The 25,354-nt window shown below is 72.6% G+C and carries 23 protein-coding genes; 12 read left to right on the forward strand and 11 right to left on the reverse strand.

The window, feature by feature from the left end:
* Nucleotides 1-10: 10 nt before the first annotated feature.
* Complete coding sequence (locus IOD16_RS39375) at nucleotides 11-553, reverse strand: TetR family transcriptional regulator (protein WP_201438337.1); 543 nt, start codon at nucleotides 551-553, stop codon at nucleotides 11-13.
* A gap of 36 nt (nucleotides 554-589) precedes the next feature.
* Here IOD16_RS39375 and IOD16_RS39380 point away from each other — a divergent pair, with 36 nt between their 5' ends.
* The gene (locus tag IOD16_RS39380) at nucleotides 590-1,243 is read left to right on the forward strand and encodes an HAD family hydrolase (RefSeq protein ID WP_123744353.1); all 654 of its coding nucleotides are present in this window, start codon (nucleotides 590-592) and stop codon (nucleotides 1,241-1,243) included.
* Here IOD16_RS39380 and IOD16_RS39385 read toward each other — a convergent pair.
* The gene (locus IOD16_RS39385) at nucleotides 1,203-1,400 is read right to left on the reverse strand and encodes a hypothetical protein (RefSeq protein WP_201438338.1); all 198 of its coding nucleotides are present in this window, start codon (nucleotides 1,398-1,400) and stop codon (nucleotides 1,203-1,205) included. The genes IOD16_RS39380 and IOD16_RS39385 overlap by 41 nt on opposite strands.
* Nucleotides 1,401-1,609: 209 nt before the next feature.
* Between IOD16_RS39385 and IOD16_RS39390 the strand changes: the two genes are divergently transcribed.
* Nucleotides 1,610-1,996, forward strand: coding sequence for a cold-shock protein (locus tag IOD16_RS39390; RefSeq protein ID WP_123744351.1), 387 nt, complete (start codon nucleotides 1,610-1,612; stop codon nucleotides 1,994-1,996).
* 303 nt (nucleotides 1,997-2,299) lie between these two features.
* Here the strand turns inward: IOD16_RS39390 and IOD16_RS39395 are convergent, their stop codons facing one another.
* The 4 genes from IOD16_RS39395 to IOD16_RS39410 are packed head-to-tail and all read right to left on the reverse strand — an operon-like array spanning nucleotide 2,300 to nucleotide 6,049.
* Nucleotides 2,300-2,782, reverse strand: a complete 483-nt coding sequence (locus IOD16_RS39395; protein ID WP_201438339.1) for a DUF2771 family protein — start codon at nucleotides 2,780-2,782, stop codon at nucleotides 2,300-2,302.
* 11 nt (nucleotides 2,783-2,793) lie between these two features.
* Complete coding sequence (locus IOD16_RS39400) at nucleotides 2,794-4,359, reverse strand: MFS transporter (RefSeq protein ID WP_442978145.1); 1,566 nt, start codon at nucleotides 4,357-4,359, stop codon at nucleotides 2,794-2,796.
* A 25-nt stretch (nucleotides 4,360-4,384) separates the two neighbouring features.
* Complete coding sequence (locus IOD16_RS39405) at nucleotides 4,385-5,287, reverse strand: threonine ammonia-lyase (protein WP_123744348.1); 903 nt, start codon at nucleotides 5,285-5,287, stop codon at nucleotides 4,385-4,387.
* An 18-nt stretch (nucleotides 5,288-5,305) separates the two neighbouring features.
* Nucleotides 5,306-6,049, reverse strand: coding sequence for a glutaminyl-peptide cyclotransferase (locus tag IOD16_RS39410; RefSeq protein WP_201441770.1), 744 nt, complete (start codon nucleotides 6,047-6,049; stop codon nucleotides 5,306-5,308).
* Nucleotides 6,050-6,122: 73 nt separating this feature from the next.
* On the opposite strand from IOD16_RS39410, the gene IOD16_RS39415 reads away from it, so the two are divergent.
* Nucleotides 6,123-6,893, forward strand: coding sequence for a DUF3027 domain-containing protein (locus IOD16_RS39415; protein WP_236594643.1), 771 nt, complete (start codon nucleotides 6,123-6,125; stop codon nucleotides 6,891-6,893).
* On the forward strand, nucleotides 6,890-9,721 hold the full coding sequence (locus IOD16_RS39420; RefSeq protein WP_201438341.1) for a sacsin N-terminal ATP-binding-like domain-containing protein: 2,832 nt from the start codon (nucleotides 6,890-6,892) through the stop codon (nucleotides 9,719-9,721). Before IOD16_RS39415 ends, IOD16_RS39420 begins: the two co-directional genes overlap by 4 nt.
* 411 nt (nucleotides 9,722-10,132) lie before the next feature.
* On the opposite strand, the gene IOD16_RS39425 is transcribed toward IOD16_RS39420, so the two are convergent.
* Nucleotides 10,133-10,402 (reverse strand): DUF2530 domain-containing protein, encoded by a 270-nt coding sequence (locus IOD16_RS39425; RefSeq protein ID WP_201438342.1) that lies wholly within the window; start codon nucleotides 10,400-10,402, stop codon nucleotides 10,133-10,135.
* Between the two features lie 75 nt (nucleotides 10,403-10,477).
* Between IOD16_RS39425 and IOD16_RS39430 the strand changes: the two genes are divergently transcribed.
* The 6 genes from IOD16_RS39430 to IOD16_RS39455 all read left to right on the forward strand — a co-directional run bounded on the left by IOD16_RS39430 (nucleotide 10,478) and on the right by IOD16_RS39455 (nucleotide 16,855).
* Complete coding sequence (locus IOD16_RS39430; protein WP_201438343.1) at nucleotides 10,478-11,986, forward strand: NCS2 family permease; 1,509 nt, start codon at nucleotides 10,478-10,480, stop codon at nucleotides 11,984-11,986.
* A gap of 55 nt (nucleotides 11,987-12,041) precedes the next feature.
* Nucleotides 12,042-12,491: a MarR family winged helix-turn-helix transcriptional regulator gene (locus IOD16_RS39435; RefSeq protein ID WP_201438344.1), complete on the forward strand. Its 450-nt coding sequence runs from the start codon at nucleotides 12,042-12,044 to the stop codon at nucleotides 12,489-12,491.
* A gap of 79 nt (nucleotides 12,492-12,570) precedes the next feature.
* Nucleotides 12,571-13,818 carry an MFS transporter gene (locus IOD16_RS39440; RefSeq protein WP_170185148.1) on the forward strand — a complete coding sequence of 416 codons (1,248 nt, stop codon included), beginning with the start codon at nucleotides 12,571-12,573 and terminating at the stop codon, nucleotides 13,816-13,818.
* Nucleotides 13,819-13,828: 10 nt separating this feature from the next.
* A complete protein-coding gene (locus IOD16_RS39445) occupies nucleotides 13,829-14,593 on the forward strand; it encodes an ABC transporter permease (protein ID WP_236594645.1) in 765 nt (254 codons plus the stop codon).
* Nucleotides 14,594-14,814: 221 nt separating this feature from the next.
* A complete protein-coding gene (locus IOD16_RS39450; protein WP_201438345.1) occupies nucleotides 14,815-16,440 on the forward strand; it encodes an ABC-F family ATP-binding cassette domain-containing protein in 1,626 nt (541 codons plus the stop codon).
* 4 nt (nucleotides 16,441-16,444) lie between these two features.
* Nucleotides 16,445-16,855: a hypothetical protein gene (locus IOD16_RS39455; RefSeq protein WP_123744342.1), complete on the forward strand. Its 411-nt coding sequence runs from the start codon at nucleotides 16,445-16,447 to the stop codon at nucleotides 16,853-16,855.
* Between the two features lie 254 nt (nucleotides 16,856-17,109).
* Here IOD16_RS39455 and IOD16_RS39460 read toward each other — a convergent pair whose 3' ends face one another.
* Together IOD16_RS39460 and IOD16_RS39465 are read right to left on the reverse strand one after the other, a co-directional pair.
* The gene (locus IOD16_RS39460) at nucleotides 17,110-18,024 is read right to left on the reverse strand and encodes a pentapeptide repeat-containing protein (protein WP_201438346.1); all 915 of its coding nucleotides are present in this window, start codon (nucleotides 18,022-18,024) and stop codon (nucleotides 17,110-17,112) included.
* Between the two features lie 267 nt (nucleotides 18,025-18,291).
* The gene (locus IOD16_RS39465; protein WP_201438347.1) at nucleotides 18,292-19,791 is read right to left on the reverse strand and encodes a glutamate-cysteine ligase family protein; all 1,500 of its coding nucleotides are present in this window, start codon (nucleotides 19,789-19,791) and stop codon (nucleotides 18,292-18,294) included.
* Nucleotides 19,792-19,996: 205 nt separating this feature from the next.
* Between IOD16_RS39465 and IOD16_RS39470 the strand changes: the two genes are divergently transcribed.
* Nucleotides 19,997-20,773, forward strand: a complete 777-nt coding sequence (locus tag IOD16_RS39470) for a TrmH family RNA methyltransferase (RefSeq protein ID WP_236594646.1) — start codon at nucleotides 19,997-19,999, stop codon at nucleotides 20,771-20,773.
* A 36-nt stretch (nucleotides 20,774-20,809) separates the two neighbouring features.
* On the forward strand, nucleotides 20,810-21,463 hold the full coding sequence (locus tag IOD16_RS39475) for a DUF2537 domain-containing protein (protein WP_201438348.1): 654 nt from the start codon (nucleotides 20,810-20,812) through the stop codon (nucleotides 21,461-21,463).
* A 19-nt stretch (nucleotides 21,464-21,482) separates the two neighbouring features.
* Here IOD16_RS39475 and IOD16_RS39480 read toward each other — a convergent pair whose 3' ends face one another.
* Together IOD16_RS39480 and IOD16_RS39485 are read right to left on the reverse strand one after the other, a co-directional pair.
* Nucleotides 21,483-23,468, reverse strand: a complete 1,986-nt coding sequence (locus tag IOD16_RS39480) for an ABC transporter ATP-binding protein (protein WP_236594647.1) — start codon at nucleotides 23,466-23,468, stop codon at nucleotides 21,483-21,485.
* A complete protein-coding gene (locus tag IOD16_RS39485; RefSeq protein WP_201438349.1) occupies nucleotides 23,465-25,228 on the reverse strand; it encodes an ABC transporter ATP-binding protein in 1,764 nt (587 codons plus the stop codon). Before IOD16_RS39485 ends, IOD16_RS39480 begins: the two co-directional genes overlap by 4 nt.
* Nucleotides 25,229-25,354: the final 126 nt, after the last annotated feature.

Consider the following 25,354-nt stretch of genomic DNA (forward strand, 5'->3'; position numbering starts at 1 on the left):
GTGGGTGGGGTCAGTCGGCCAGGAGGGCTTCGGTCACCTGGACCACTGATTCGACCCGGCGGCTGCTCGGCGTGAGCAGGTGGCTCAACGCCACCCGCACGATCGTGTCCGCGACCAGCCGCACGCGCGCGTCCGGCAGCGCGGGCCAGTGCCGGCGGATGTGCTGAGCGAACACCGAGGTGGCGAGCGTGAGGATCGGCCGCCCCTTGGTGGTCAGCAGCGGCAGCATGTCCTCGGCGTTCGCGCCGGTCAGCACGGACCTGGCGAGCGGGTCCTCGGCGGCCAGGTCGAACGCGAACGCGATGCTGCGCCGCAGGCCCTCCAACGGGTCGGGGGCGCTCAGCAGCTGCGCGCGCACGCCGTCGAGGAACTCGGCCGTCTTGTGCAGCGCCACGGCCTGCACGAGCCGTTCCTTGTTGCCGAACTCGTTGTAGACGGTCTGCCTGCTCACGCCCGCCTTGGCGGCGACCTCCGCCATGCGCAGGCCACGTGAGCCGTGTGCCGCGATCAGCTCCACCGCCGCGTCGAGCAGGGACCGGGTGAGTTCCGTCACGGCGCAAAGCTTGGCACAGCGCATAGGGTGCGAACCGTGCCGCTGACCGTGGGCTTCGACCTGGACATGACGTTGATCGACCCCAGGCCCGGCATGGCCGCGGTGATGGACGCGGTCGCGGCGGAGACCGGCTACCCGCTGGACGGCGCCCACTTCGCGGCCAACCTCGGCCCGCCCCTGGACATGATCTACCGCGACTTCGGCGTGCCGGAAGAGGACGTCCCGAGGCTGATCGCCCGCTTCCGCGCGCTGTACCCGGAGGTCGTCATCCCGGCCACGGTCGCCCTGCCAGGCGCGGCGCAAGCGCTTGCGGTGGTGCGTGAGCTGGGTGGGACGACGATCGTGGTCACCGGCAAGTACCGGGCCAACGCGGCGCTGCACCTGGCGGCGCTGGACTGGGAGGTCGACCACTTGTTCGGGGAGCTGTGGTCGACCGGCAAGGCCGAGGCGTTGAAGGCGCACGGCGCGGCGGTGTACGTGGGCGACCACGTGGGTGACGTGCGCGGCGCGAAGGCGGCCGGCGCGGTGTCCGTCGGCGTGGTGAGCGGGCCGTGCGACGCCGACGAGCTGACGGCCGAAGGCGCGGACGTGGTGCTGCCGGACCTGACCGCGTTCCCGGGGTGGCTGCGGGCGAACGCCGACCGGTTGCTCAGCGTCGGGGCCGAGGTCGGGCGTTCCGCACCGCGCTGAACACGGCCAGCGCGAGACCCGCGGGGGCCAAGAGCCAGCCCGCGGCGAACACCCAGACGGGCAGGCCGCGTTCGCCGGCGATGAACATCGCGACGATGGCCGCCACGCCGAGCGCGAACAACGCCACTGCCGGCGGCATCAGCTTCGAGGACGACATGGGTGGAGCGTAGTCGCGGGTGCGGGGCACGTCCGGGGTGGGCGAGGGGCGGACGCGGGCGGGCGCGGGGCGGGCGCGGGGCGGGGGTGGGCGCAGTCGCGCGATCGGAGGTGCCCCGGCGGTGGTGTTCTGGATAGTCTGGTGGGACGCGCCTTGGGCAGGCCCCGGGGCGCGTTCGTCGTGTGATCGCATAAGGATTGGTGAGAACGGTGCCGACCGGCAAGGTCAAGTGGTACGACTCGGAGAAGGGCTTCGGCTTCGTCACACAGGATGGTGGCGAAGACGTCTACGTGCGGAAATCCGCGCTGCCTCCGGGTGTCGAAGGCTTGAAGGCCGGTCAGCGGATCGAGTTCGGCATGGCCGAGGGCAGGCGCGGTCCCCAGGCGCTGTCGGTCCGGCTGGTCGACCCGGCGCCGTCGGTCGCGGAGGCCCGTCGCCGGCCCGCGGAGGAGCTGCACGGCCTGATCGAGGACATGATCAAGCTGCTGGAGAACAAGGTGCAGCCCGAGCTGCGGCGGGGGCGGTACCCGGAGCGGAAGAACACGAAGCTCATCGCCGAGGTGGTTCGGGCGGTGGCGCGGGAGTTGGATCCGTAAAGCGGGGGTTCGGGGTCGAGTGCTGGAGGCCGGCGCGGGTGCCGGAGTGCGGTGCGGGTGCTGGAATGCGGCGCGGGTGCTGGAATGCGGTGCGAGTGGTCGAGTCCGGCTCGATTTGACATGGGGCCCTTACGGGCGCTCCAGGCAGGCCAAAGCCGGGCAGGCCTGGCGGGAAGAGCGTCCGCCAAGCCTGCCCGGCTTCGACCAGCCTAAAGCACCCGAACCCATGTCAAATCGGGCCTCGGCGGTGCCTGCGGTCCGTTGTGGGGTTGCGGTGGGGGTGCTGTGGGGGTGCGGTGGGGGTCAGTCGGTGGGGCGGTCGTCGACGGAGAGGACCCAGGTGCCCCGGGCGACGAAGTCGAAGGCGCCGGTGGTGCTGGACTCGATCCGGGCGCCGTACTGCTGGACCTCGACGCTTTCCAGCTGGTCGTCGGGGTTCGGGAGCACGAGGGTGTAGGCGTACCTGGGCTCGCGTTCGGTGAAGAGCTTGCTGCGCAGCGGTTCCTGGGGTTCGCCCCGGGCGTTGCGGTAGGTGAACTTCACCGACCAGGCGGTGTCGGCCAGGTCGCCCGGCACGGAGATCTGGACCGGCTTGCCCGGGCGGACGCGGAGCACGCCGACCGCGTCGGGGGTGACGTCGCAGTTCTCCGACTGCAGGTCGCAGTACTGGGACGGCCTGACGTTGATCGTCCGGCCGTCGGCGTGGAACGTCACCTCGGGGTCGGTGGGTGCCGCCGCGCACCCGGCGAGGACCAGGAGCGACACGGGGATCAGGACTCGGCGCACGGCGGTCGAGCCTACGTGCCCGGCCTGGGGACGACGGGCGCGGGCCGCAGTGGGCGGTCGCCGCCCAGGCCCGGGATGAGGGACGTGCCCCGCTTGGTCTGGACGGTCTGCGCCAGGCCGACCGCGAGGAGGACGGCCATGACGGTGAAGCCGATCCAGTACTCGGTCGGCAGCAGCACGCCCAGCGCGCCGCCGAACACCCAGCCCAGTTGCAGGATGGTCTCCGACCGGCCGAACGCGGACGCGCGGGACTCGTCGGGGACGTCGTCCTGGATGACCGCGTCCAGCGACACCTTGGCCAGCGAGCTGGCGGTGGCGCCGACCAGGCCGACGGCGGCGGCCGTGACCAGGCCGGGGAGGACGGCGGCCACGATGACGGTGACCAGCGCGCCGACGAGGCAGCCGATGACCACCTGGTCCGGGGCGCCGAAGTGCAGGCGCGCGCCCACGGCGTTGCCGAGGAAGCTGCCGACGCCGGCGGCGGCGGCGATCACCCCCAGCAGCAGCAGTTGCATGAACGCGTCGCCCTCGGTCTGGGCGCGGACCACGAACGCGGCGAACAGCATCAGGAAGCCGGTCAGCATGCGGATCGAGCCGTTGGCCCACAGCCCGACCACGACCGTGCGGCCGAGGGGCTGTCGCTTCGGTTTCTGCGGCTTCGCCCGCAGCGAGGTGGGCACCTCACCCTCGGTGACCTCGACCCACGACGGGATGCGCAGGCAGTAGTAGGCGTTGGCCAGGCAGAGGACGGCGGTGAACCAGAGGGCCCCCGGTGAGCCGAAGAGGTTCGCGAAACCGGCCGCGACGGCGCCGAAGACACCGCCGGCGGCGAGCCCGAACACGGTCATCCGGGCGTTCGTCTTGGACAACGTGATCTCACGCGGCAGCACGCGGGGTGTGATCGCGGCCTTGAGGACCGTGAACGACTTCGAGAGGACCATGCTGCCCAGCGCCGCCGGGTAGAGGCCCCAGTTGTCGAAGTTCAGCGCCATCACGACGGACAGGAAGACGCGCAGGGCGCAGGCCGCGGCCAGGGCTATCCGCCTGCCGTGCTGGATGCGGTCGAGAGCGGGGCCGATGACCGGCGCCACCAGCGCGAACGGCGCGACGGTGATCAGCAGGTACAGCGCGACCTTGCTCCGGCTCTCGCCCGACGCGGCGGAGAAGAACAAGGTGTTGGCCAGGGCGACGGCCATCGCCGCGTCGGCCGCGTAGTTCAGCATCACCGCGTAGGTGAGGGACGACAGGCCGGACTGCTTGGCGCCGTCGGCGTGCGCGGCCTTGCGGAAGGCGGCCAGGGCCTGGCTGCTGAGCTGCCTGGTGCGGAACCACGCCACGCGGGTGACGGTCAGCTTCCTCGGCAAGGTGGGGACGGTCGGTTTGTCCGAGTCGGCGTCCGGGGGTGGTGGGGTGAAGCGGGCGGACTCGCGGTCGGCGCGCGGGTCCTGCCGGGGTGGGTCGGGTGGCGGTGGCGAACCCGGGGTCGGGTACGGCCGGGTGCGCGGCTTGTACTCGTCGTCCTCCCACGGGTACCGCCGCGACTGGTCTTCCGGCCGAGGGGGTGTCACGCCTCCAATCCTGCCTCACCCGGTGCGGGCTGTCTCACACATTGCCGCCGGTGAGCACGGTGGCGATCGTTTCACCCGGGATGTCGGCGGCGGCGATGGCGGCCAGGCCGATCGCGCCCGCCGGTTCGAGCACGAGACCCAGCGTGGTCCGGGCCAGCGCCATCGCGTCCCGAATGGCGTCGTCGGGCACCAGGAGCATGTCGTCGACGAGGGCCCGCAGCCTCGGGATGGCGGCGGGCACGGGGACGCGGACGGCGATTCCGTCGGCGATGGTGTCGATGGGCGTGTCGGCCACCGGGCGACCCGCCCAGGCCCGCGCCAGGGCCGGCGCGCCCTCGGCGCAGACGCCGACGACGCGGGTGTCCGGGGAGTGCTCCTTCAGCCAGCGGGCCATGCCGGTGATCAGCGCGCCGTCGCCGACGGGCACCACCGCGGTGTCGAACCGGCCGGCGCGCAGCAGTTCCACGGCGATGCTGCCCGCGCCCTCGGTGATGGCGACGTCGCGGCCGTCCTCGACGAAGATCGAGCCGACGCGCTGGGCGTGGTCGCGGGCGGCGTCCTTGGCGGCGGTGAAGTCACCCGGCACCTCGGTCACGGACGCGCCGAGCGACTTCATCCGGCGGACCTTGTCGCGGACGGCGGACCGGGAGACGAAGACCTCCACCGGGAAGCCCCGGGTGCGGCCGACGTAGGCCACGGCCTGCCCGAAGTTGCCCGCCGACGCGCACACCACCGGGCGTCCCGGCGGCAGGGTGGCGCCCATGAAGTCCGCGCCCCGGCCCTTGAAGCTGCGCAGCGGGTTGACCGTCTCGACCTTGATCAGCACCCGGCGGCCCAGGGCCGTGCAGAGCTGCTCGTCGACGTACTGCGGGGTGCCGCGGAAGACGGGGTCGATGGTCTCGGCGGCGCGGGCGATGTTGTCGAGGTCGATGTCCACGTCCGAGACGGTAGGTCACTACCGGGTGAACCGGATCCGGAAGATCGTCGGCCAGTTCTTGCCCGTGACGAGGAACTCGTCGGTGCCCGGCACGGCCGCGATGCCGTTGAGCACGTCGGTCTCCGGCACACCGGCCGGCCGCAGCCCGCCGAGGTCGACGGTGGCGGTGACCTGGCCGTTCGCCGGGTCGATGCGCACCACCTCGTCGGTCTGCCACACGTTGGCCCACACCTGGCCGTCGACGCACTCCAGCTCGTTGAGCCGGGTGACCGGCTGCCCGTCGCGGCGCACGGCGACCGCGCCCGTCTCGGCGAAGGAGGACGGGTCGCGGAACGCCAGCTCGTCGCTGCCGTCGCTCATCACCAGCCGGTCGCCGTCACGGCACAGCCCCCAGCCCTCGCCTTCGTACGTGACGCGTCTCACTTCTTCGAACGTGTCCCGGTCCCGTTCGATGGCCACGCCGTCCCGCCACGTGAGCTGCCAGATCCGGTCACCCACGACCGTGATGCCCTCGCCGAACAGCGGTTCGGGCAGGTCGACGCGCTGCTCGAGCTCGCCGGAAGAGGGGTCCAGCCGGCGCAGCGAGGACTGCCCCTGCAGGCCGGTGCCCTCGTAGAGGCTGCCGTCCACGAGCTCCAGGCCCTGCGTGAACGCGCCCGTGTCGTGGGGCAGCGTGCCCAGCACCTCGAACCCGGTCGGACCGCCCGTCGGACCGCTCGGCGGGGTGGTGCACGCCGCCGACAACACGAAGACCACCGTCATCAGGAGCCACCGCACGTCCGAAAGGGTGGCACGTGTGCACGGCGCGGCGCAGACGTGCGGCACAATTCATCCCGTGACCGCCACGCCGACCCGCCAGCCCGATCCAGCGCTCGCCGACCCAGCGGCAGTCCGGCTCGCCCGAGCCGCCGCGCAAGAGGAGGCGGGCGCGGAACGCGTCGGCGACCACGTGGGCACCGTCGCCGAGGACCCGGTGTCCGCGACGCACCTGTTCGAAGCCGACCACGCGGGCTACCAGGGCTGGAACTGGGCCGTCACGGTCGCGTTCGCCGGACCCGGCACGCCGCTGTCGGTGAGCGAGGTCGTGCTGCTGCCCGGCGACGACGCCCTGGTCGCACCCGAGTGGGTGCCGTGGCACGAGCGGGTGCGCGCGGGAGACCTCGGGGTCGGCGACCTGCTGCCCACGCCCGAGGACGACCCGCGCCTCGCGCCCGGCTACGTCGGCTCGGACGACCCGGCGGTCGAGGAGGTCGCCCTGGAGGTCGGGCTCGGACGCGTCCGGGTGCTGTCGCGGGAAGGCGTGCTCGACGCCGCCCAGCGCTGGCACGGCGGCGACTTCGGGCCGCGCAGCGAGATGGCCCGCAGCGCGCCCGCCCACTGCGGCACCTGCGGGTTCTACACCCGGATCGCCGGATCGCTCGGCGCCGCGTTCGGGGTGTGCGCGAACGAGATGACGCCGGCCGACGGCCAGGTCGTGCACGTGGAGTACGGGTGCGGCGCGCACTCCGAGGTCGAGGTCGAAGGCGGCCCGCTGGTGCCGGTCGCCGAGGTCGTCTACGACGACGCGGTGCTCGACGTCGAGGCCAACGTCGAGAGCGGGAAGTGAGCGCGGACCCGTTCGGCACCGAGGCGCTGCGCGAGTCGGTGCTGGCGGCGTGGCGCGGCTCGCCCACGCGGTTCCGCGAGGACGCCAACGCCGAAGAGGACCTCAGGCTCGGCGGGTACCGCGACCGGCTGCTGGTGGAGCTGGCGCAGAACGCGTCCGACGCGGCCGGTGACGCGCCCGGCGTGCTGCGACTGTCCGTTGTGGACGGTGAGCTGCGCGCGGCGAACACCGGCGCGCCGCTCGACGCCGCCGGGGTGGCGGCCCTGGCGTCGTTGCGCGCGTCGTCCAAGACCGCCGACACGGTCGGCCAGTTCGGCGTCGGCTTCGCGGCCGTGCTGGCGGTCACCGACGCACCGCGGGTGGTGTCGCGCAGCGGCGCGGTGGCGTTCTCGGCGACCCGCACGCGCGAGGCGGTGCCCGCGCTGGCGTCCGCGCGCGGCGGCGACGTGCCGGTGCTGCGGCTCGTGTGGCCCTCGGACGAGTCGGACGTGCCGGACGGCTTCGACACCGAGGTCCGGTTGCCGTTGCGGTCGGTCGACGGACCCGCCCTGCTGGCCGAGTTCGCGGAGCAGGTGCCGGACCTGCTGCTCGCGCTGCCCGGGTTGCGGCGGGTCGAGGTCGGCGAGCAGGCGTGGGACCGCACCGAGGCCGACGGCGTGGTGGTGCTGACCGGGCCCGGCGGCGCGCAGCGGTGGCTGGTGCACCGCGTCGGCGGCGAACTGCCCGAAGCGCTCGTCGCCGGGGTGGAGTCGCGGCCGCAGTGGTCGGCGTGCTGGGCGTGGCCGATGGACGAGCCGCCGGCCGGCGACGTCCTGCACGCGCCGACGCCCACCGACGAGAAGCTGTCGCTGCCCGCGCGGCTCATCGCGACCCTGCCGGTCGAGCCGTCACGCCGGCGGGTGCTGGCGGGCGCGGCGGCGACGTTCGTGCTGCAAGAGGCCGCGGCGGCGTACCCGGACCTCGTGGCGAAGCTCCCGGCGGTCGAGCGGACGTCGCTGGTGCCCCTGCCCGGCTTCCCGCTGTCCGAAGTGGACGATCGGCTGCGCACCGGTGTGCTGGCGGCGCTGCGGTCGGCTTCGTGGCTGCCGCTGGCCGACGGCGAGTGGGCCGCGCCGTCGACCGCGAAGGTGCTCGACCTCGCCTCGTTCGACCTCGTCGAGCTGCTGGAAGACGTCATCCCCGGCCTGCTGGACTACGAGCTGACGCTGCCGCCGCACGCGAAAGCGCTGGCGGCGCTGGAAGTTCCCCGCCTCGGCGTGTCCGAAGTGGTCTCCGCGCTGGCCGGTGTCGGCGGCGACCCGTCGTGGTGGCACCAGGTCTACGACGCGCTGTCACCGGTCGCCGACGTCGACTCCACCGCGCGCGAAGCGATGGGCGGCCTGCCCGTGCCGCTGGTCGACGGGCGGCTGGTGAGCAGCCCGCGCGGTGTGCTGGTGGGCACGGACACGGAGCTGTTCTCGGTGTCCGGCCTGCGGATCGCGCACCCCGAGGCGGCGCACCCGCTGCTGCTGCGGCTGGGCGGCACCGAAGCCGGCCCGGCGGAGCTGCTGGACTCCGACGCCGTGCGCGAAGCCGTGCACCGCAGCCTGGACGACCCCGCGCTCGACGGCCCCGAGCTGGTCCGCACCGTGCTGCGACTGGTGTCGCGGGCCGGCGGGCGGCCGTGGCTCTCGGAACTGGCGCTGCCGTCGGCGGACGGTGAGTGGCGGCGCGCGGACGAACTCGTGCTGCCCGACTCGGCGCTGCTGGCCGTGCTGGAGTCCGACGCCCCGTTCGGGGTGCTGGACGCCGAGGTGGCGGCCGAGTGGCCGCGGTCGGTGCTCGCGGACGTCGGCGTGATCGACGGGTTCACCGTGGTCGAGGACGACTCGCCCACCGAACCCGACCACGACCTGGCCGACGAGGGCTACTGGTGGGACGCGTTCGACGTGCCGCCGACCCGGGTGCTCGGCATCCGCGACCTCGACCTCGTGGCGCGCGACAAGTGGCCGCAGGCGCTGGCGATGATGGCCGCCGACCCCGTGGCGTGGCGCGCGGTGAGCGAACCGGACGGCTACACGAGCTGGTGGCTCGCCCGCTACGCGACGATCGACGGCGTGCCGCTCGGGTCGTGGCGGCTGCCCGACGCGGAGGCGTTGGAAGGCCTGTACGACGTCGTGCCCCCGATCGGCCTCCCGCCGCACGTGCTGGCCGCCGCCGGGGTGCGCACGTCGTTGAGCGTCGTGGACTCCGACGACGTCACGGACCTCATCGCGCGGCTGGGTGACCCGGCGCGGAAGCTGTCCGACGCCTTGGTGCTGCGGGTGCACGCGGAACTGGCCGAGGTGGCCGACTCGGTGAGCGTGGAACCGCCCGACCGGGTGCGGGTGCTGACGGGCGCCGCCGAGCCGGCCGACGACGTGCTCGTGCTGGACCTGCCGTGGCTGCTCGGCGTGCTGCCGCCGGCCCAGGTGCTGGCGTCGTCCGGCGCGGCGGCGGAACTCGCGGAACTGCTCGCGCTGCCGCTGGCGTCGGAAGAGGTGTCCGGCGCGGTCGTCGGCGAGGGCGACGAGGTGGTCTGGTCGGAGCTGGGCGCGGTGCGGTTGGCGTGCGACCTGCTCGGGGTGGACCTGCCGGGCGGATCGGTGATCGTGCACGACGACCTGGTCGTGGCGGCCGAGAGTGCGGAGCACTCGGTGTCGTGGTGGGTGGACGAGACGGTCGTGCACGCCGCGGACACGCCCGAGGGCTTAGCGCGTGCGCTGGCGTGGACCGCTGGCCGCTGGGATGATCGGCACACGTTCGCCGCGCTGATCGCCGACCCGACACCAGCCGTCCTCCTCGGCTGACCACCAGGCCGCCAAGATCACCCGATCGTGCAAGCGGGTCCGGGGATGAATGGAAATCCCGGATTTGTTGCCGGAAAAGAGGGAGGCGCGGCGCCCCGGCCCTCAGTGTCAGCCGAGCCCTCGGGCTCCCGCCGCCCTTGGCCGGTGCACGTCGACCGGAGCACGTCGACCGGTGCGAGCTGACGGGCAGCCCGCGGCAGCCGGTCGGACCGCGGTCGACGGTGAACCGGGCCGTCCCAGGGGCGGTCGGTGGCGCGGGGTGGGGCGCGGTCGGCCGGCGGTGGCGGCGGCGGCCGGTACCGGGCGGCGTCGGTGAGCAGCCGGTGCCGGTCGCGCAAGCGGTGCCGGGTGCGCGAGCGGAGGTCGGGCGCGGCAGGGTGTCAGGCGGCGGGTGTCAGCCGAGGGTCGGGCTCACTCCAGGCCTTGGCCCTGCTGGGCGGTGCGGCTGCCTCGGCGGGCGGCGGAGCGTTGCCAGGTGAAGATGCCGTAGCCGATGAGGCCCAGCAGGCCGCCGGACAGGCACGTCCAGAGCAGGACGGTGTGGTCCCGCGCGAACAGCAGCACCCCGACCAGCGCCAGCAGCCACAGGGCCGTCCCCACCACGATCGCGGGCACGGGGTCGGCCAGGCGTGGGGGGAGCGGGGGTGGGGGAGGGAGGGGTGTCGAGTCCTGTTCGGCCACGTCGGGCAGGCTACCCGCCTGAAACACGAGTAGGGCACGCTCTGCCTGCTCCGCACCACCGATCGAGGAGATGAGATGGCCACCGCCGAGACACCCGCCGGGACACCCGCCGGTCAGACGCCGACCCCGCCGACGCCGGCCCGGTCCAAGCTGGACGGGTTCTTCAAGATCTCCGAACGCGGCTCCTCGGTCGGCCGGGAGGTGCGCGGTGGGCTCGTCACGTTCGTGACCATGGCCTACATCGTCGTGCTGAACCCGCTGATCCTGGGCAGCTTCGCCGCCGACGACCCCTCCGCCAAGGTCGACGTGCTCGGCAACATCCTCACCATCCCGCAGGTCGCGGCGGTGACGGCGCTGGTGGCGGGGGTGATGACGATCCTCTTCGGACTCGTCGCCAACTACCCGTTCGCGCTGGCCACGGGCTTGGGCATCAACTCGTTCGTGGCCGTCACGATCGTGCCGCAGATGTCGTGGCCGGAGGCGATGGGCCTGGTCGTGGTCAACGGCCTGGTGGTGCTGCTGCTGGTCGTCACGGGTGTCCGCACGGCCGTGTTCAACGCGGTGCCGGCGGAGCTGAAGGCGGCCATCGCGGTCGGCATCGGGTTGTTCATCTGCTTCATCGGCCTGGTCGACGCCGGGTTCGTGCGCCGGGTGCCGGACGCGGCGGGCACCACCGTGCCGGTCGGGCTCGGCATCAACGGGTCGATCGCGTCGTGGCCCACCTTCGTGTTCGTGGTCGGCCTGGTGGTCACCGGCATCCTGGTCGCGCGCAAGGTCAAGGGCGCGATCCTGATCGGCGTGCTGGCGGCGACCGTGCTGTCCGTCGTGATCGAGGCGATCGTCAAGGCCGGCCCGTCGAAGGGCACCAACCCGGCCGGCTGGAACCTCGGCTACCCCGGCCTGCCGGAGCAGGTGTTCGGGCTGCCCGACCTCTCGCTGCTGGGCGACGTGTCGTTCGGCGCGTGGACGCGGGTGCCCGCGCTGACCGCCGCGCTGCTGGTGTTCACGCTGGTGCTCACCGACTTCTTCGACACCGTCGGCACGATGACCGGCCTGGGCAAGGAAGCCGGGCTCATCGGCAAGGACGGCCAGTTGCCGGGCGTGTCGAAGGCGTTGTTCGTGGACGGCGTGGGCGCGGTCGCGGGCGGTGCGGCGTCCTCGTCGTCCAACACCGTCTTCATCGAGTCGGCGTCCGGCATCGCGGAGGGCGCGCGGACCGGGTTGGCGAACATCGTCACCGGCCTGCTGTTCCTCGCCGCCATGTTCCTCACGCCGCTGTACGCGGTGGTGCCGATCGAGGCGGCGGCGCCCGCGCTGGTCGTCGTCGGCGCGCTGATGATCATGCAGATCAAGGAGATCGACTTCGCCGACTTCTCCGTCGGCCTGCCCGCGTTCCTCACCATCGTGGTCATGCCGTTCACGTACTCGATCGCGAACGGCATCGGCGCGGGCTTCGTCAGCTACGTGGTGTTGCGGGCGCTCACGGGGCGTGCGCGCAGCGTGCACCCGCTGATGTGGATCGTGGCGGCGGCCTTCGTCGTGTACTTCGCGATCGGGCCGATCCAGGCCGCGTTCGCGAGCTGAGGACGGGCGGGGGCGGGCAGGGATGGGCAACTTCACAGGGACGGACGCCGAGATCGTGAGGTATGCTAACTACGTGGTGGAGACCGAGGCTGAAGCGGGACTGGCGAGTCGGCTGCGACTGGCCGTCGTCCGGCTCAACCGCAGGCTCCGCGCGCAGCGGGTGAACTCCGCGATCTCGCTCACCCAGGTGTCCGCGCTGTCGACGTTGCACAAGTGCGGACCCTTGACGCCGGGTGAGCTGGCCGCCAGGGAAGGCGTCCAGCCACCGTCGATGACCAGGGTGATCGCCGCCCTGGAGGAGTACGGGTTCGCCACGCGCCGCCCCCACCCCACCGACGGCCGGCAGGCCATCGTGGAGCTGAGCGAGACGGGGCTGAGCTACATCAACGAAGAGGTGTCCGCGCGGGAAGCCTGGCTGGACAAGCGGCTGGCCGAGCTGACCCCGGAGGAGCGGGGCGTGCTGTCGCGCGCCGCCGGGATAATCGACAGGATGGCGGGGCAGTAACGAAGTGCCGGCGTACGCGGGTGGGGCAGAGACGGACCAGGTCGAACGCAACCCAGCCGCACCCCCGCCACGTCGGCGCATGTTCGGTTCGTTGCGCGTGCGCAACTACCGCCTCTACGCCTCCGGTCAGGTCGTCTCGCTCGTCGGGCTGTGGATGCAGCGCGTCGCGCAGGACTGGCTGGTGCTGGAGCTGTCCGACGGCTCACCGGTCGCCCTCGGCATCGCCGCCGCGCTCCAGTTCGCGCCCACGCTGGTGCTGTCGCTGTGGGCGGGCGTGCTCGCCGACCGGATGGACAAGCGCAAGCTGCTGCTGGTGCTGGAGACCGGTCTCGGGCTCTGCGCGCTGACGCTCGGCCTGCTCGACGTCACCGGCGTGGTCCAGCTGTGGCACGTCTACCTGCTGTGCCTGCTGCTCGGCGCGGTGTCCGCGGTGGAGACGCCCGTGCGGCAGAGCTTCGTGGTCGAGATGGTCGGCCGCGACCAGCTCACCAACGCGGTGGCGCTGAACGCGATGACGTTCAACCTGGCCCGGATGGTCGGACCGGCCGTCGCCGGCGTGATGATCATCTTCGTGGGCACCGGCTGGGTGTTCCTGATCAACGCGATCAGCTTCCTCGGCGTGCTGGCCGGGCTGCTGCTGATGCGCGCCGCCGAACTGCACCGCGGCGACCCCGTGCCGCGCGAGAAGGGTCAGCTCCGGGAAGGCCTGCGGTACGTGCGCAAGCGCCCCGACCTGGTGATCCTGATGTTCCTGGTGTTCTTCATCAGCACGTTCGGGCTGAACTTCTACGTCACGCTGGCCGTGCTGGCGCGCAACACGTTCGGCGGCGACGCGTCCGCCTACGGCCTGCTGTCGACGATGCTCGCGGTCGGCACGCTGGCCGGCGCGACCCTGGCGGCCAAGCGCAGCGCGCGCGGCAAACCCCGGCTGCGGCTGCTGATCCTGGGCGCGCTGGCGTTCGGCGTGCTGGAGGTCGTGGTCGGGCTGATGCCCACGATGTGGCTGGCCGGGCTGGCCCTGATCCCCGTCGGCATCGCCATGATGACGTTCACGACGACCGCCAACGCGACCGTGCAACTGGGTGTGTCGCCCGCGATGCGCGGCCGGGTCATGGGCCTGTACATGCTGGTGTTCCTGGGCGGCAACCCGGTGGGCGGCCCGGTGATGGGCTGGCTGGCCGAGCACTTCACCGCACGCGCGCCGCTGGTCGTCGGCGGCGTGGTGTCGATCCTGGCGGCCGTGGTCGGCGGGATCGTGCTGGCCCGGCGGGGCGGCGTGAAGCTGCCGACGCACCGCTTGGGCCTGCGCCGCCGCGCCCGCGCCTGACAATGGGCTCGTGGTCATCGCGACGGACTGGGTCCGGCTGCTCGTCGTCTGCCTGATCTTCACCGCGGTCGCGGGCGCGGTGGTGCGGTGGGCCCGGTTGGCGTCTCCCCGGCCCGTGGTCCGGGCGGCCGTGCGGGCGGCGGCGCAGCTGGCCGCGGTGTCGGCGGTGATCACCGCGGTGCTGGCGTCGTTGCCGTTGACGGCGGCGTTCCTGGTGCTGATGGCGGCCGTGGCCACGGGGACGTCGGCGGCCCGCACGAAGACCGGACGGCGTGGCGCGTGGGTGGGCGTGGCGATCCTCGGCGGGGCGGCGCCGGCTCTCGCGGCGCTGGTGGTGAGCGGACTGGTGCCGGTGCGGGGGATCGCGCTGGTGCCGGTCGGCGGAATCCTGATCGGTGGGGCGATGACCGCCACCACGTTGTCCGTGCGGCGGACGTTGGACACGCTGCGGGACCGGCACGGCGAGTTCGAGGCCGCGTTGGCGCTGGGGTTCACCGAACCGGTGGCGGTGCGCGAGCTGGTGCGGGGGCCGGCGGCCGAGGCGTTGGTGCCGGCGCTGGACCAGACCCGGACGGTCGGCCTGGTGACGTTGCCCGGCGCGTTCGTGGGGATGCTGCTGGGCGGCGCGCCGGTGTGGCAGGCGGGCGCGTTGCAGCTCGTCGTGCTGCTGGGGCTGCTGGCGGTCGAGGCGGTGGCGATCGCGGTGGTCGTGGAACTCGTCGCCCGCGGTCTCGTGCGCAGGACTGGTGCGACCGGTGAAGTTAGGCTAACCTAAGCGTCGTCGCTTCGTGGTGGGAGCGGCAGTCAGTTCGGGAACAGACGAGGCCCCGCCTCCCGGTCGTACCGCCGGGTGGGTGGGGCCTCGTCGTGTGCCGGGTCCGGAGGTCGCCGCCGCGGCGGGTGTGGTGGCGGCGTGGTGGTGGCGCGGCGGCGGAGCGGTGGTGGCGCGGTGGAAAGTCGGGTGCCGATCGGAGGTGGGCGTGCCACGATCGGGCGGTGCTGACAGCCAGGAACGTCACGCTGTCGTTCGGTCCGCGGACCGTGCTCTCGGAGGTGGACCTCGATGTTCCCGCAGGTGAACGCATAGGGCTGGTCGCGCCGAACGGCGTCGGCAAGTCGACGCTGCTGCGCGTGCTGGCCGGTGAGCTGACCCCGGATTCCGGCGCGGTGACCGTGCGCGGTGTCGTCGCCCACCTGACCCAGGAGACGGAGATCCGACCGGGCGAGTCGTTGCGCGACCACCTGGCCCGGCGCACGGGGGTCGCGGCGGCGCAGCGCGCGTTCGAAGCGGCGACCGAGGCGTTGAGCCAGGGCGCGCCGGGAGCGGAAGACGCCTACGCGCGGGCGTTCGACGTGTGGACCGCGTCCGGCGCGGCGGACTTCGCGGAACGCGCGGAGGAGGCGTGCGAACGGCTCGGGCTGCCGGCGACGCTGCTGGACGAGCGCGGTGCGGGCGAGCGCGGATCGGGTGAGCTGTCCGGCGGGCAGTCGGCGCGGCTGCGGCTGGCGGCCGTGCTGCTGACGACGGCCGACGTGCTGCTGCTCGACGAGCCGACCAACGACCTCGACCTGGCCGGGCTGGAGATCCTGGAGTCGCACGTGCTGCGCAGCCGTGCCGGGATGGTCATGGTCAGCCACGACCGCGAGTTCCTGGCCCGCACCACGACCGCCATCGCCGAGCTGGACGAGTTCAGCCACGCGGTGAGCGTGTTCGGCGGCGGGTGGGACGCGTACGTGCGGGAGCAGGCCCGCGCCCGGGAACGGGCGTGGGAGGAGTACGACGCGTTCGCGGCGAAGCGGGACGCGTTGACGCAGCGGGCCCGGCAGACGAGGGAGTGGTCGCGGCAGGGCGTGCGGCGCAACGCGAAGTCGGACGAGAGCGACAAGAACATCAAGGCCGCCCGCAAGCAGGGCGCGGAGAACCTGACCGCCAAGGCGTCCGTCGTGGAGCGCCAGTTGGCGCGGCTGGACGAGGTCGACGAGCCGCGCGAGCCGTGGGAGCTGCGGTTGACGTTGCCCAGCGCGGGACGGGGCAGCCAGGTCGCGTTCACGTTGCGCGGGGCCGTGGTGCGTCGGGGCGACGTCACGCTCGGGCCGGTCGACCTCACCGTCGGCGCGGGGGAGCGGTGGCGGATCACCGGGCCGAACGGGTCGGGCAAGTCGACTCTGCTGGGCGCCCTGCTGGGCCGCGTGCCGCTGGCGTCCGGTGATCGGAGCCAGGGGCCGGGCGTGGTGGTGGGCGAGGTCGACCAGGTGCGCGCGGACTTCGCCGTGCCGTCGACCGTGCTGGAGGTGGTGACCGGGCTGACCGGGCTGGCGGACGTGGAGGCGCGGACGTTGCTGGCGAAGTTCCGGGTAGGCGCGGACGCCGTGCTGCGACCGGCCCGCTCGCTCTCGCCGGGCGAGCGGACCAGGGCCGGGTTGGCGGTGCTGCAGGCCAGGGGGACGACGTGCCTGGTGCTGGACGAGCCGACCAACCACCTCGACGTGGCGGCCATCGAGCAGTTGGAACAGGCGCTGGAGGGTTACGGGGGCACGCTGCTGCTCGTCACCCACGACCGGAGGATGGCGTCGGCTGTGGGGGTTGACCACACCTTGGACGTGCGGACCCTGGCAAGATAGGCGCATGGGCACCGAGGAGGACTGGCCGGTCGAGCAGACGTGGTCACTGCGCAGCACGCACTGGCACGCGTACGTGGAGCACACTTCGCTCGACCACGCCTCCCCGCGCGCCGAGCGGTTGGAGCGCACGCCGGAAGAGGTCCTGACCACGCCGACCGAGGTCGCCGCGTGGCTGGAGGTCAACCTGCGCAGCGCCACCAAGCCCGAAGAGGCCGGGAAGAAGCGCACGAAGGACGAGCGGGACTTCTCCGACTCGAACCGGGTGCACACGTCGCTGGCGTCGGCGGGCGAGAGCATCTACACGGGCGTGAAGGGCATGCTGACCCTGGCGGTCGAGGCGGTGACCCCCGACGAGTGCCGCAGCTCCCACGACGGCGCCGACGTCGCCCCGCTCAAGTCCGGCCGTCGTCGCTGACCTGGGGTAATGTGGTGGTGCCGCGCTGTCGGCGGTGCTGACAGGGCGCTGTGAAGATCACCCGAACGCGCGAATCGCGTGGGCTCGGGGATCAATGGCACGGGCGAAAGCGTTGCCGGAAGAATGAAGGCGCGGCGCTCGGCCTGAACCCTGCCGCGACGCTCGGCTTCGACGATGTGCCGGGACTCCAGGCTCCAGGCCGGATCGCGGATCGCGCGTCGTGGGTGCGTGGGTGCGTGTGGTCGTGGACCGGCTCACCACCAGCGGCCCGTGGTGGCGTGGTCGGTGGCGGTGTGCCCGACGCGGGTGCCGTCGTGCGACGCGCCGACCAACCGGGCCCCGTGCAGCCGTGCGCCTGTCAGGTCCGCGCCGTCCAGCCTCGCACCGCTCAGGTCCGCCGCGGTGAGGTCGGCTCCGCCCAGGTCCGCGCCGATCAGGACCGCTTCGCCGAAGCTCGCGCCGGTGAGGGTCGCCGAGCCCAGGTCGGCTTGGACCAGGTTCGCCGAGCGCAGGTCCGCGCCGGTCAGCTTCGCGCTCACGAGGTAGGTCTCGCTCATCTGCGCGCCGCCGAGGTGCGCTCGGGGCAGGCGGGCCATGCTCAGGTTCGTGTCGTCCAGCGTCGCACCGGTCAGGTCGACCTCGGTCAGGTCCGCGTAGTCCGCCCGCGCGCGAGTGAGATCGGCCCACTTCAGCGTGGCCCGCGTGAGGTCCGCCCCGCGCAGGTCCGCGCCGACGAACCTGCCGCGCGCGAGGCAGGCGCCGCGCAGGTCCAGTTGGCCCGCGGCGGGTGGTGCGGTGTCGGTGTCGTGGGCGTGGTCGCGGGTGGTCAGCACGGTGAAGGCGGCTTGGATGTCCGGCGCGATCCGATCGGGGCAGCGGATGTCGGCGGCCGTGTCGGCGCGGTGGACGGTGGAGCTGATGAAGGTGCCCAGGACGTTGACGATGGTGGGCTGGTCGCGAGGCGAGTCCGCGGCGAGGCGTTGCAGGGCGTAGATCCCGCCGAGCCGGGTTTGCAGGCGCTCGGGTCCGGTCTGGTCGAGCTGCTCGACGGCCTTGGTGTAGCGGTCGGTGTACTGGCCCTGCTCGGAGAGGGCGACCTGCTTCTGGGTGGCGTTCAGGGAGAACCCGGTGAAGACCAGCGCGCCGCTCGCGGTGAGAGCGGTGATCACGGCGCTGACGGCCTGTGCCTTCGAGGCAGGCGCGGGAGCGGCAGGTGGTGCGGGTGCCGGGGCGTCGGCGGGTGGCGCGGGAGCGGCTGGGGCGCGAGTGGTGGCGGCCGGGGACTGGGGGCGCATCCGGAGCCTGCCGCCTGTGAGGTGACGGCGTGGCGTGCTTCTCATGCCCCTTGAGTCGCTGCCCGCACCCCGAACATCACACGTCCGGGCTGCGCGAGGCGCACGTGCCCGCCGCACCCGGGCGCGGCGGGCACGTGGTGGTCACAGGCCCACGGGCCAGGTGTGGACCGGTTCGCCGACGTGGGACAGCTCGACGTAGCGGCCCAGCATCGCGCTCAGCGCGGTGTCGCGGTCGGCGCCCCGCTCCTCCAGCAGCGCCACCGTCTCGCGTTGCCACAGCGAGCCCGTGCGCCGCGCCAGGCACCGGGCCTCGATCACGCCCAGGTAGCGCTCACGCGCCTCGTCGGACACGCCGCACGCCTGCAACCCCTCGTGGGCCAGGGGCAGGAGGCGGCGCAGGACGAGCTCGTCCGGCGGCACCCAGCCGATGCCCGGCCAGTACAGCTGCGACCCCATCCCGTGCCGGGAACCGGCGTACAGGTTCTCCTCCGCCGCGTGGAACGACATCTGGGTCCACAGAGGACGTTCCAAAGTGGTCAGTGCCCGCTGCGCGCCGTAGAAGAAGGCGGCGTTCGCCATCGTGTCGAGCACCGTCGGCCCGGCCGGCAGCACGCGGTTCTCCACGCGCAGGTGCGGCACGTCGTCCACCACGTCGTAGACCGGCCGGTTCCAGCGCCACACGGTGCCGTTGTGCAGCCGCAACTCCGTCAACGACGGCGTCCCGCCCGCGCCGAGCACGTCCAGCGGGTCCTCGTCGCCGGTCTCCGGCAGCAGCGCCGGGAAGTACCGCACGTTCTCCTCGAACAAGTCGAAGATCGACGTGATCCACCGCTCGCCGAACCACACCCGCGGCCGGACGCCCTGGTTCTTCAGCTCCTGCGACCGGGTGTCCGTGGCCTGGAGGAACAGCGGCACCCGGGTCTCGTGCCACAGCGCCCGCCCGAGCAGGAACGGCGAGTTCGCCGCGATCGCCACCTGCACGCCGGCCAACGCCTGCGCCGCGTTCCAGTGCGCCGCGAAGTCGTCCGGCGCCACCTGCAGGTGCAGCTGCACGGACGTGCAGGCCGCCTCCGGCATGATGGACTCGGCGTAGCTGGACAACCGCTCGCCGGCCCGCCCGGGCAGGGGCGAGCCCTCCATCGACAGCACGACCTCCTCGCCGCGGGCGGCGAGGATCTGGTCGTTCAACGTCGTGTACCGCGCCTGCTGCGACAGCCACCGCCGGTCGAAGTGCTCGTGCCGCAACGTCGGCAGCACCCCGATCATCACGATCGACGTGCCGGCGTCGTGCGCTTTCACGTCCGCCGCCGCGAGCGTGGAGACCAGCTCCCGCTCCAGTTCCAGCGTCTCGTCACCGGCCAGCTCGCGCGGCGGGACGTTCACCTCCAGGTTGTGCTGACCGAGCTCCAGCGTGAACGAGGGGTCGTCGATCTTCTCCAGCACCTCGGAGTTGGCCATCGCGGGCTTGCCGACGCCGTCGACCAGGTTCAGCTCGATCTCCAGCCCCATCTGCTGCCTCGGGAAGGAGAAGCTCTCCTCCGCCAGCATGGTTCCCAGCGCGTCCATGCACCGCTGCATGCGCTGGCGGTAGCGCCGGCGGTCCTCTCTGGTGAACGTCCGACTGGACACATCCGTACCCATGCCGCCTCCCAATCGGTAGGGCTGCTCCGGCGGGCTTAGCGGAGGCCAACCGTGACACAGCAAGCATCTGCCCGCCAGCGCCCAAATCGGTGCTCTCTGTCACACAGCAGTAACAATCAGCAAGAATGTGCTGGTTGGCGGCTTGCTGCTGCGGCATACGATCGACGAGGGGTGTTCACCTGTCGACAAGTGGGACACTGCTCGCGTGATCGAGATCGACGACCCGGCGGACCCCCGGCTGGACGACTTCCGGGACCTGTCGACGGCCGACCGGCGACCCGACCGGCCCGGCGGGCGGGGCCTGGTGATCGCCGAGGGCGTCGTGGTGGTCGAACGGCTCCTCGGCTCGCCCTACCCGGTGCGCGGGCTGCTCGGCGTGCGGCGGAGGGTGGAAGCGCTCGGCGACCTCCCCGCGCCCGCCTACGTCACGTCCGCCGAGGTCATGGCCGAGGTCGTCGGGTTCCACCTCAACCGGGGCGTGCTGGCCGCCGCCGACCGGGCGCCCCAGCCGGACCTGGCCGAGCTGGTCGCGTCGTCACGGCGGCTCGCGGTGCTGGAGGGCGTCGGCGACCACGAGAACCTGGGCTCGCTGTTCCGCAACGCCGCCGCGCTCGGCATCGACGGCGTGCTGCTCGGCCCGGGGTGCAGCGACCCGCTGTACCGGCGCAGCGTCCGCGTCTCGATGGGTCACGTGCTGCGCGTGCCGTTCGCCTCGGCGCCGAACCTGACCGAAGCGTTCGAGCTGCTGCGCCACAACGGTTTCACGGTCGCCGCGCTCACGCCGAGGGCCGGTTCGGCGAACCTGCCCGACGCCGGGCTGCGCGGCCGCAAGGTCGCTGTCCTGCTCGGATCGGAAGGGCCGGGCCTGACGGACGAGGCCATCGCGGCGGCCGACGTCGCGGTCCGCATCCCGATGGCGGACGGTGTCGACTCGCTGAACGTCGCGACCGCGGCCGCGATCGCCTTCTACGCGATCGCCTGAACGCGATACGTTCTCACCGAGCAGAGGAGGACGCAGGTGGAACTGCGGGTCCAGGACGGTCGGGCCGTGCTCGCGGGCCGCGACGACGCGGGCGAGCGGGAAGTCGACCCGCGCACCCTCCCGCTCGGCGCCGGCCTCGCCGACGCGTTGCACGAGTGGGCGAAGGTGGCCGACGCGGTCACGCGGTCCGACGCGCCCTCCGACGGTGTCGCGAGCGCCCTCGTGACCAGGCGGGGACGACAACTGGCGGGAAGGTTGGCGGCTGAGATGGGCACACCGGTGGAGTACACCGATCCCGTGACCGGTGAGCTGGTCGTCGTGGACGTTCCGCCCGCCGAGTCCGGCGAGCCGGGCGGGACCGGCGAAGCCGGGGAGACCGGCGAGCCCGGTGACGTGGTCGAGGACGCGGACGCGGAGCCGGAACCCCAGGAGGAAACCCCCTGGGGCACCGGGCTCACGGTCAGCTTCATCGTGGCCGCCGTGGTGACGTTCACCGTCTACACGCTGTCGGTCGGGTTGGGCGAGACCAGCCAGTGGCTCGCGTTGCTGGCGAACGCCCTCGTGGTCGGCGGCATCACCCCGTCGGTGTGGCTGGCGCGGAAGGTGCCGGTGTGGCGGTGGGTCGCGTACGGCGTGGTGGCCGGTGTGCTGGCGGCCTGGTTGTCGTTGCTGCTGACGACCCTCCTGTAGGGGTTCGCGGGGCGAGCGCTCACGCCAGCGAGTCCCGCCAGGCGGTGTGCAGCGCGGCGAACCGGCCGCGCCCGCCGATCAGCTCCTCCGGCGTGCCGTCCTCCACCACCCGGCCGCCTTCGAGCACCAGGACCCGGTCGGCGATCAGCACGGTGGAGAGCCGGTGGGCGATGATGAACGCGGTCCGCTCCGCCAGCACGGTCTCCAGCGCGCCCTGCACCGCGCGCTCGGTCGGCACGTCCAGGCTGGACGTCGCCTCGTCCAGCACCAGCACCGCCGGATCGGCCAGGAACGCCCGCGCGAACGCCACCATCTGCCGCTGCCCGGCCGAGAGCCGCCCGCCGCGCTTGCGCACGTCGGTGTCGTAGCCCTCGGGCAGCGCCCGGATGAAGTCCTCCGCGCCGACCGCCCGTGCCGCCGCCTCGACCTCCTCCCGGGTCGCGGACGGCCGGCCCAGCGCGATGTTGTCCAGCACCGACCCGTCGAACAGGAAGTTCTCCTGCGTCACCATGACCACCGCGCGCCGCAGCTCGACGTCCGCGACGGACCGCAGGTCGACCCCATCCAGCCGCACCGCACCCGCGGACGGGTCGTAGAACCGGGCCACGAGCTTGGCCAGCGTGGACTTGCCCGCACCGGTCGCGCCGACCAGCGCCACGGTCTGCCCGGCGGGCACGGTCAGGTCGAACGGCGGCAGCACGACCGGCGTGGAGTCGGAGTAGCGGAACTCGACGCCGTCGAACCGGACCGCGCCCTGGACGTCGCCGAGAGGGGTCGGTTCCTCCGGTTCGCGGACCAGCGGCTCCTCCTCCAGCAGACCGGAGATCTTCTCCAAGGCGGCGGTGGCCGAGGCGTAGGCGTTGGCGAACATGGCGAGCTGGTCGAACGGGTCGTAGAACCGCCGCACGTACAGCGTGAACGCGGCCAGCACGCCCAGTTCGAGCTGCCCGCCCGCCACGCGGAACGCGCCCCAGGCGAGGATCACCGCCAGCGACAGGTTGCCGATCACCCGGACGAGTGACGTGAAGGCGGCCATCACGCCCATCGCGTCGGTGTTGGCGTCGCGGAACCGGGTGTTCAGCTCGCCCATGATCTTCTCGTTGCGCCGCTCGCGCCGGAACGCCTGCACCGCGCGGATGCCGTTCATCGTCTCCACGAACTGCACGATGATCTTCGCGATGGCGCCGCGGGTGTGGCGGTAGGCCCGGCCGGAACGGCGGCGGAACCACCGGGTGAGCAGGATCAGCGGCAGGAAGCCCGACAGCACGACGAGCGCCAGCGGGACGTCCAGGTAGAGCAGCACGACCGAGATGCCCAGCAGGGACAGCATCGAGCTGAAGAAGCCGTCCAGACCCTCCTCGACCAGGTCCTGAAGGGAGTCGACATCGCTGGTCAGCCGGGAGATGACCTTGCCGGACGTGTACTTCTCGTGGAACGAGACGGACAGGCGCTGGGCGTGCCGGAAGACGCGTTCGCGCAGGACGAGCAGGATGTCCTGGCCGATCCGGCCCGTCAGGCGGACGAACGACCAGCGCAGCAGCGTCGCGGAGATCGCGGCGGCGACGTAGCCGCCGACGCACCAGGCCAGGGCGTCCGGGCGGCCGTCGAGCGCCGCCGGGATGCCGGTGTCGATGGCGGCGGCGATGAGGAGCGGGCCGGCCAGGTTGACCACGTTCTCCGCGATCACGATCACCAGGGCCAGGATCGCGGCCCTCGTGTGCGGGCGGATCAGCTCGCCGAGCAGGCGGCGGGAGCGGGCCTGGAGCTTGACGCCGGTGGCGTGGTCGAGGTCTTCCACGTCCTCGGCGGCGACGCCGCGCCAGGACTCCTCGGAGTGGATCGGGTCCGGGTGGGCAGGGTCCGGTTGGGCACGGTCCGGTTGGGCAGGGTCCGGGTTGGCCGGGGTCGGGTGGGCGCGACCAGGGTGGGTCGGGCCTGTGCGGGTCGGGTCTGCGCGGGTCGGGTCGGGTCGGTCGAGCCCGTGCGGGTCGGGTGCGCTGGTCACGCCGCCACCTCCTCGTCCTCCGAGGTGGACAGGAGGTTGCGGTACTCCTCGTTGTCCGCCAGCAGCTGCGCGTGCGTGCCGGTGGCCGCGATCCGGCCGTCGACCAGCATCGCCACCCGGTCGGCCAGCTGCACGGTGCTCGGGCGGTGCGCGACCACGAGCGCCGTGACGTCCTTGAGCACGCGGCGCAGCGCGGCTTCGACCTCGGCCTCGGTGTGCACGTCCAGCGCGGACAGCGGGTCGTCCAGGACGAGCACGGCCGGGTGGCCGGCGACCGCGCGGGCGAGGGCGAGCCGTTGGCGCTGACCGCCCGACAGGGACAGGCCCTGCTCGCCGATCCGGGTGTCCAGCCCCCACGGGAGGGCGTCGACGAAGTCCTCGGCGCGGGCCACCTTCAAGGCTTCGCGGACCCGTTCCTCGCTGACGTCCTTCGAGCCGAGGGCCACGTTCTCGGTGACGCTCGCGGAGAACAGGATCGGCTCCTCGAACGCCGTGCCCACGACCCGGCGGAGGTCGGACAGGTCGAGCTCGCGCACGTCGACGCCGTCGAGCGTGATCCGGCCCGCCGTGACGTCGGCCAGCCGGGGCACGAGCGCGGTGACCGTGGTCTTGCCGGAGCCGGTGGCGCCGACGAGGGCCACCGTCTCACCCGGCCGGATGTCCAGGTCGACGCCGCGCAGCACCTCGTTGTCCGAGCCGGGGTGGTGGTAGCGGACACCCTCGAAGCGGACGTGCCCCCGCACGGGCGAGGCCAGCGGCTTCGGGGTGGCGGGCGCCGTCACGGTGATCGCGGTGTCGGTCACCTCGAAGTACCGCTCCAAAGCGGAGGCGGTCGAGTTGGTCTCCGCCAACAACCACCCGATCGAGTCGACCGGCCAGCGCAGGTAGGCGCTGACCGTGACGGCGGCGACGAGCGTGCCGACCGTGACGGTGCCGTCGGCGATGCCCATCGAGCCGAACGCCAGCTGACCGGCGATGCCCAGCTCGGGCAGCACGATCAGCACGGCCCACAGCGCGGCGAAGATCCGGACCTTCGTGACCTCGGTGTCGCGCAGCTCCCGCGCCTGCCGGACGAACCGCTTCGTCAGGTGCGGGCCGCGGCCGAAGGCCTTGAGCACGCGGATGCCGAGGACCGACTCCTCGACCACGGTGGTGAGGTCACCCGACTGGTCCTGCGCGCGGCGGGCCACCACCTTGAACTTCGTCTCGAACAAGTAGGACAGGGCGACCAGCGGCAACGTGGTCACCAGCACGATCAGGCCGAACGTCGGCGACAGCCAGAACAGCACGCCCAGCCCGGTCAGCACGACCAGGCTGTTGACCACCAGGAAGATCACGGCGAAGCCGACGAACCGCCGCACCTGGGTCAGGTCGGTGGTGGCGCGGGACAGCAGCTGCCCCGACTGGTAGCGGTCGTGGAAGGCCACCTGCAGGTCTTGCAGGTGGTGGTACAGCTCGGCCCGCATCCGCGCCTCGACGTCCGACGCCGGTCCGGCGATCAGCTTGCGGCGGGCGTAGAACAGCGCGGCCTCGGCGCAGCCGAGCAGCACGATGACGCCGATGAGCAGCGGCAACGCGTCCAGGTCGCGGCCGGCGATCGGGCCGTCCACGATGCGTTGGGTGATCAGCGGGATGCCCAGGCCGCACGTCATCGCCAGCATGGTGGCGGCCATCGCCAGCACCACGGGCGTGCGGACGGGCTTGAGGTACGGCCACAGCCTGCGCAGAGTCGCGGCTGTGGAAGTACGGTCTTCCGACACGAGTCCCCCTCCGGTCCACCATGACGTTACGAAGGTGGACCGACAATCGGCATCCTGTTTTCGCGTCTTCGACCCTGCAAGCTGGAGCTAGGTGGAGGTCAAGGTGGATGTGCGGTATCTCCGTGC

This window comes from Saccharothrix sp. 6-C, assembly GCF_016695385.1.
In the GTDB taxonomy this organism is placed as follows: Bacteria; Actinomycetota; Actinomycetes; order Mycobacteriales; family Pseudonocardiaceae; genus Actinosynnema; species Actinosynnema texasense.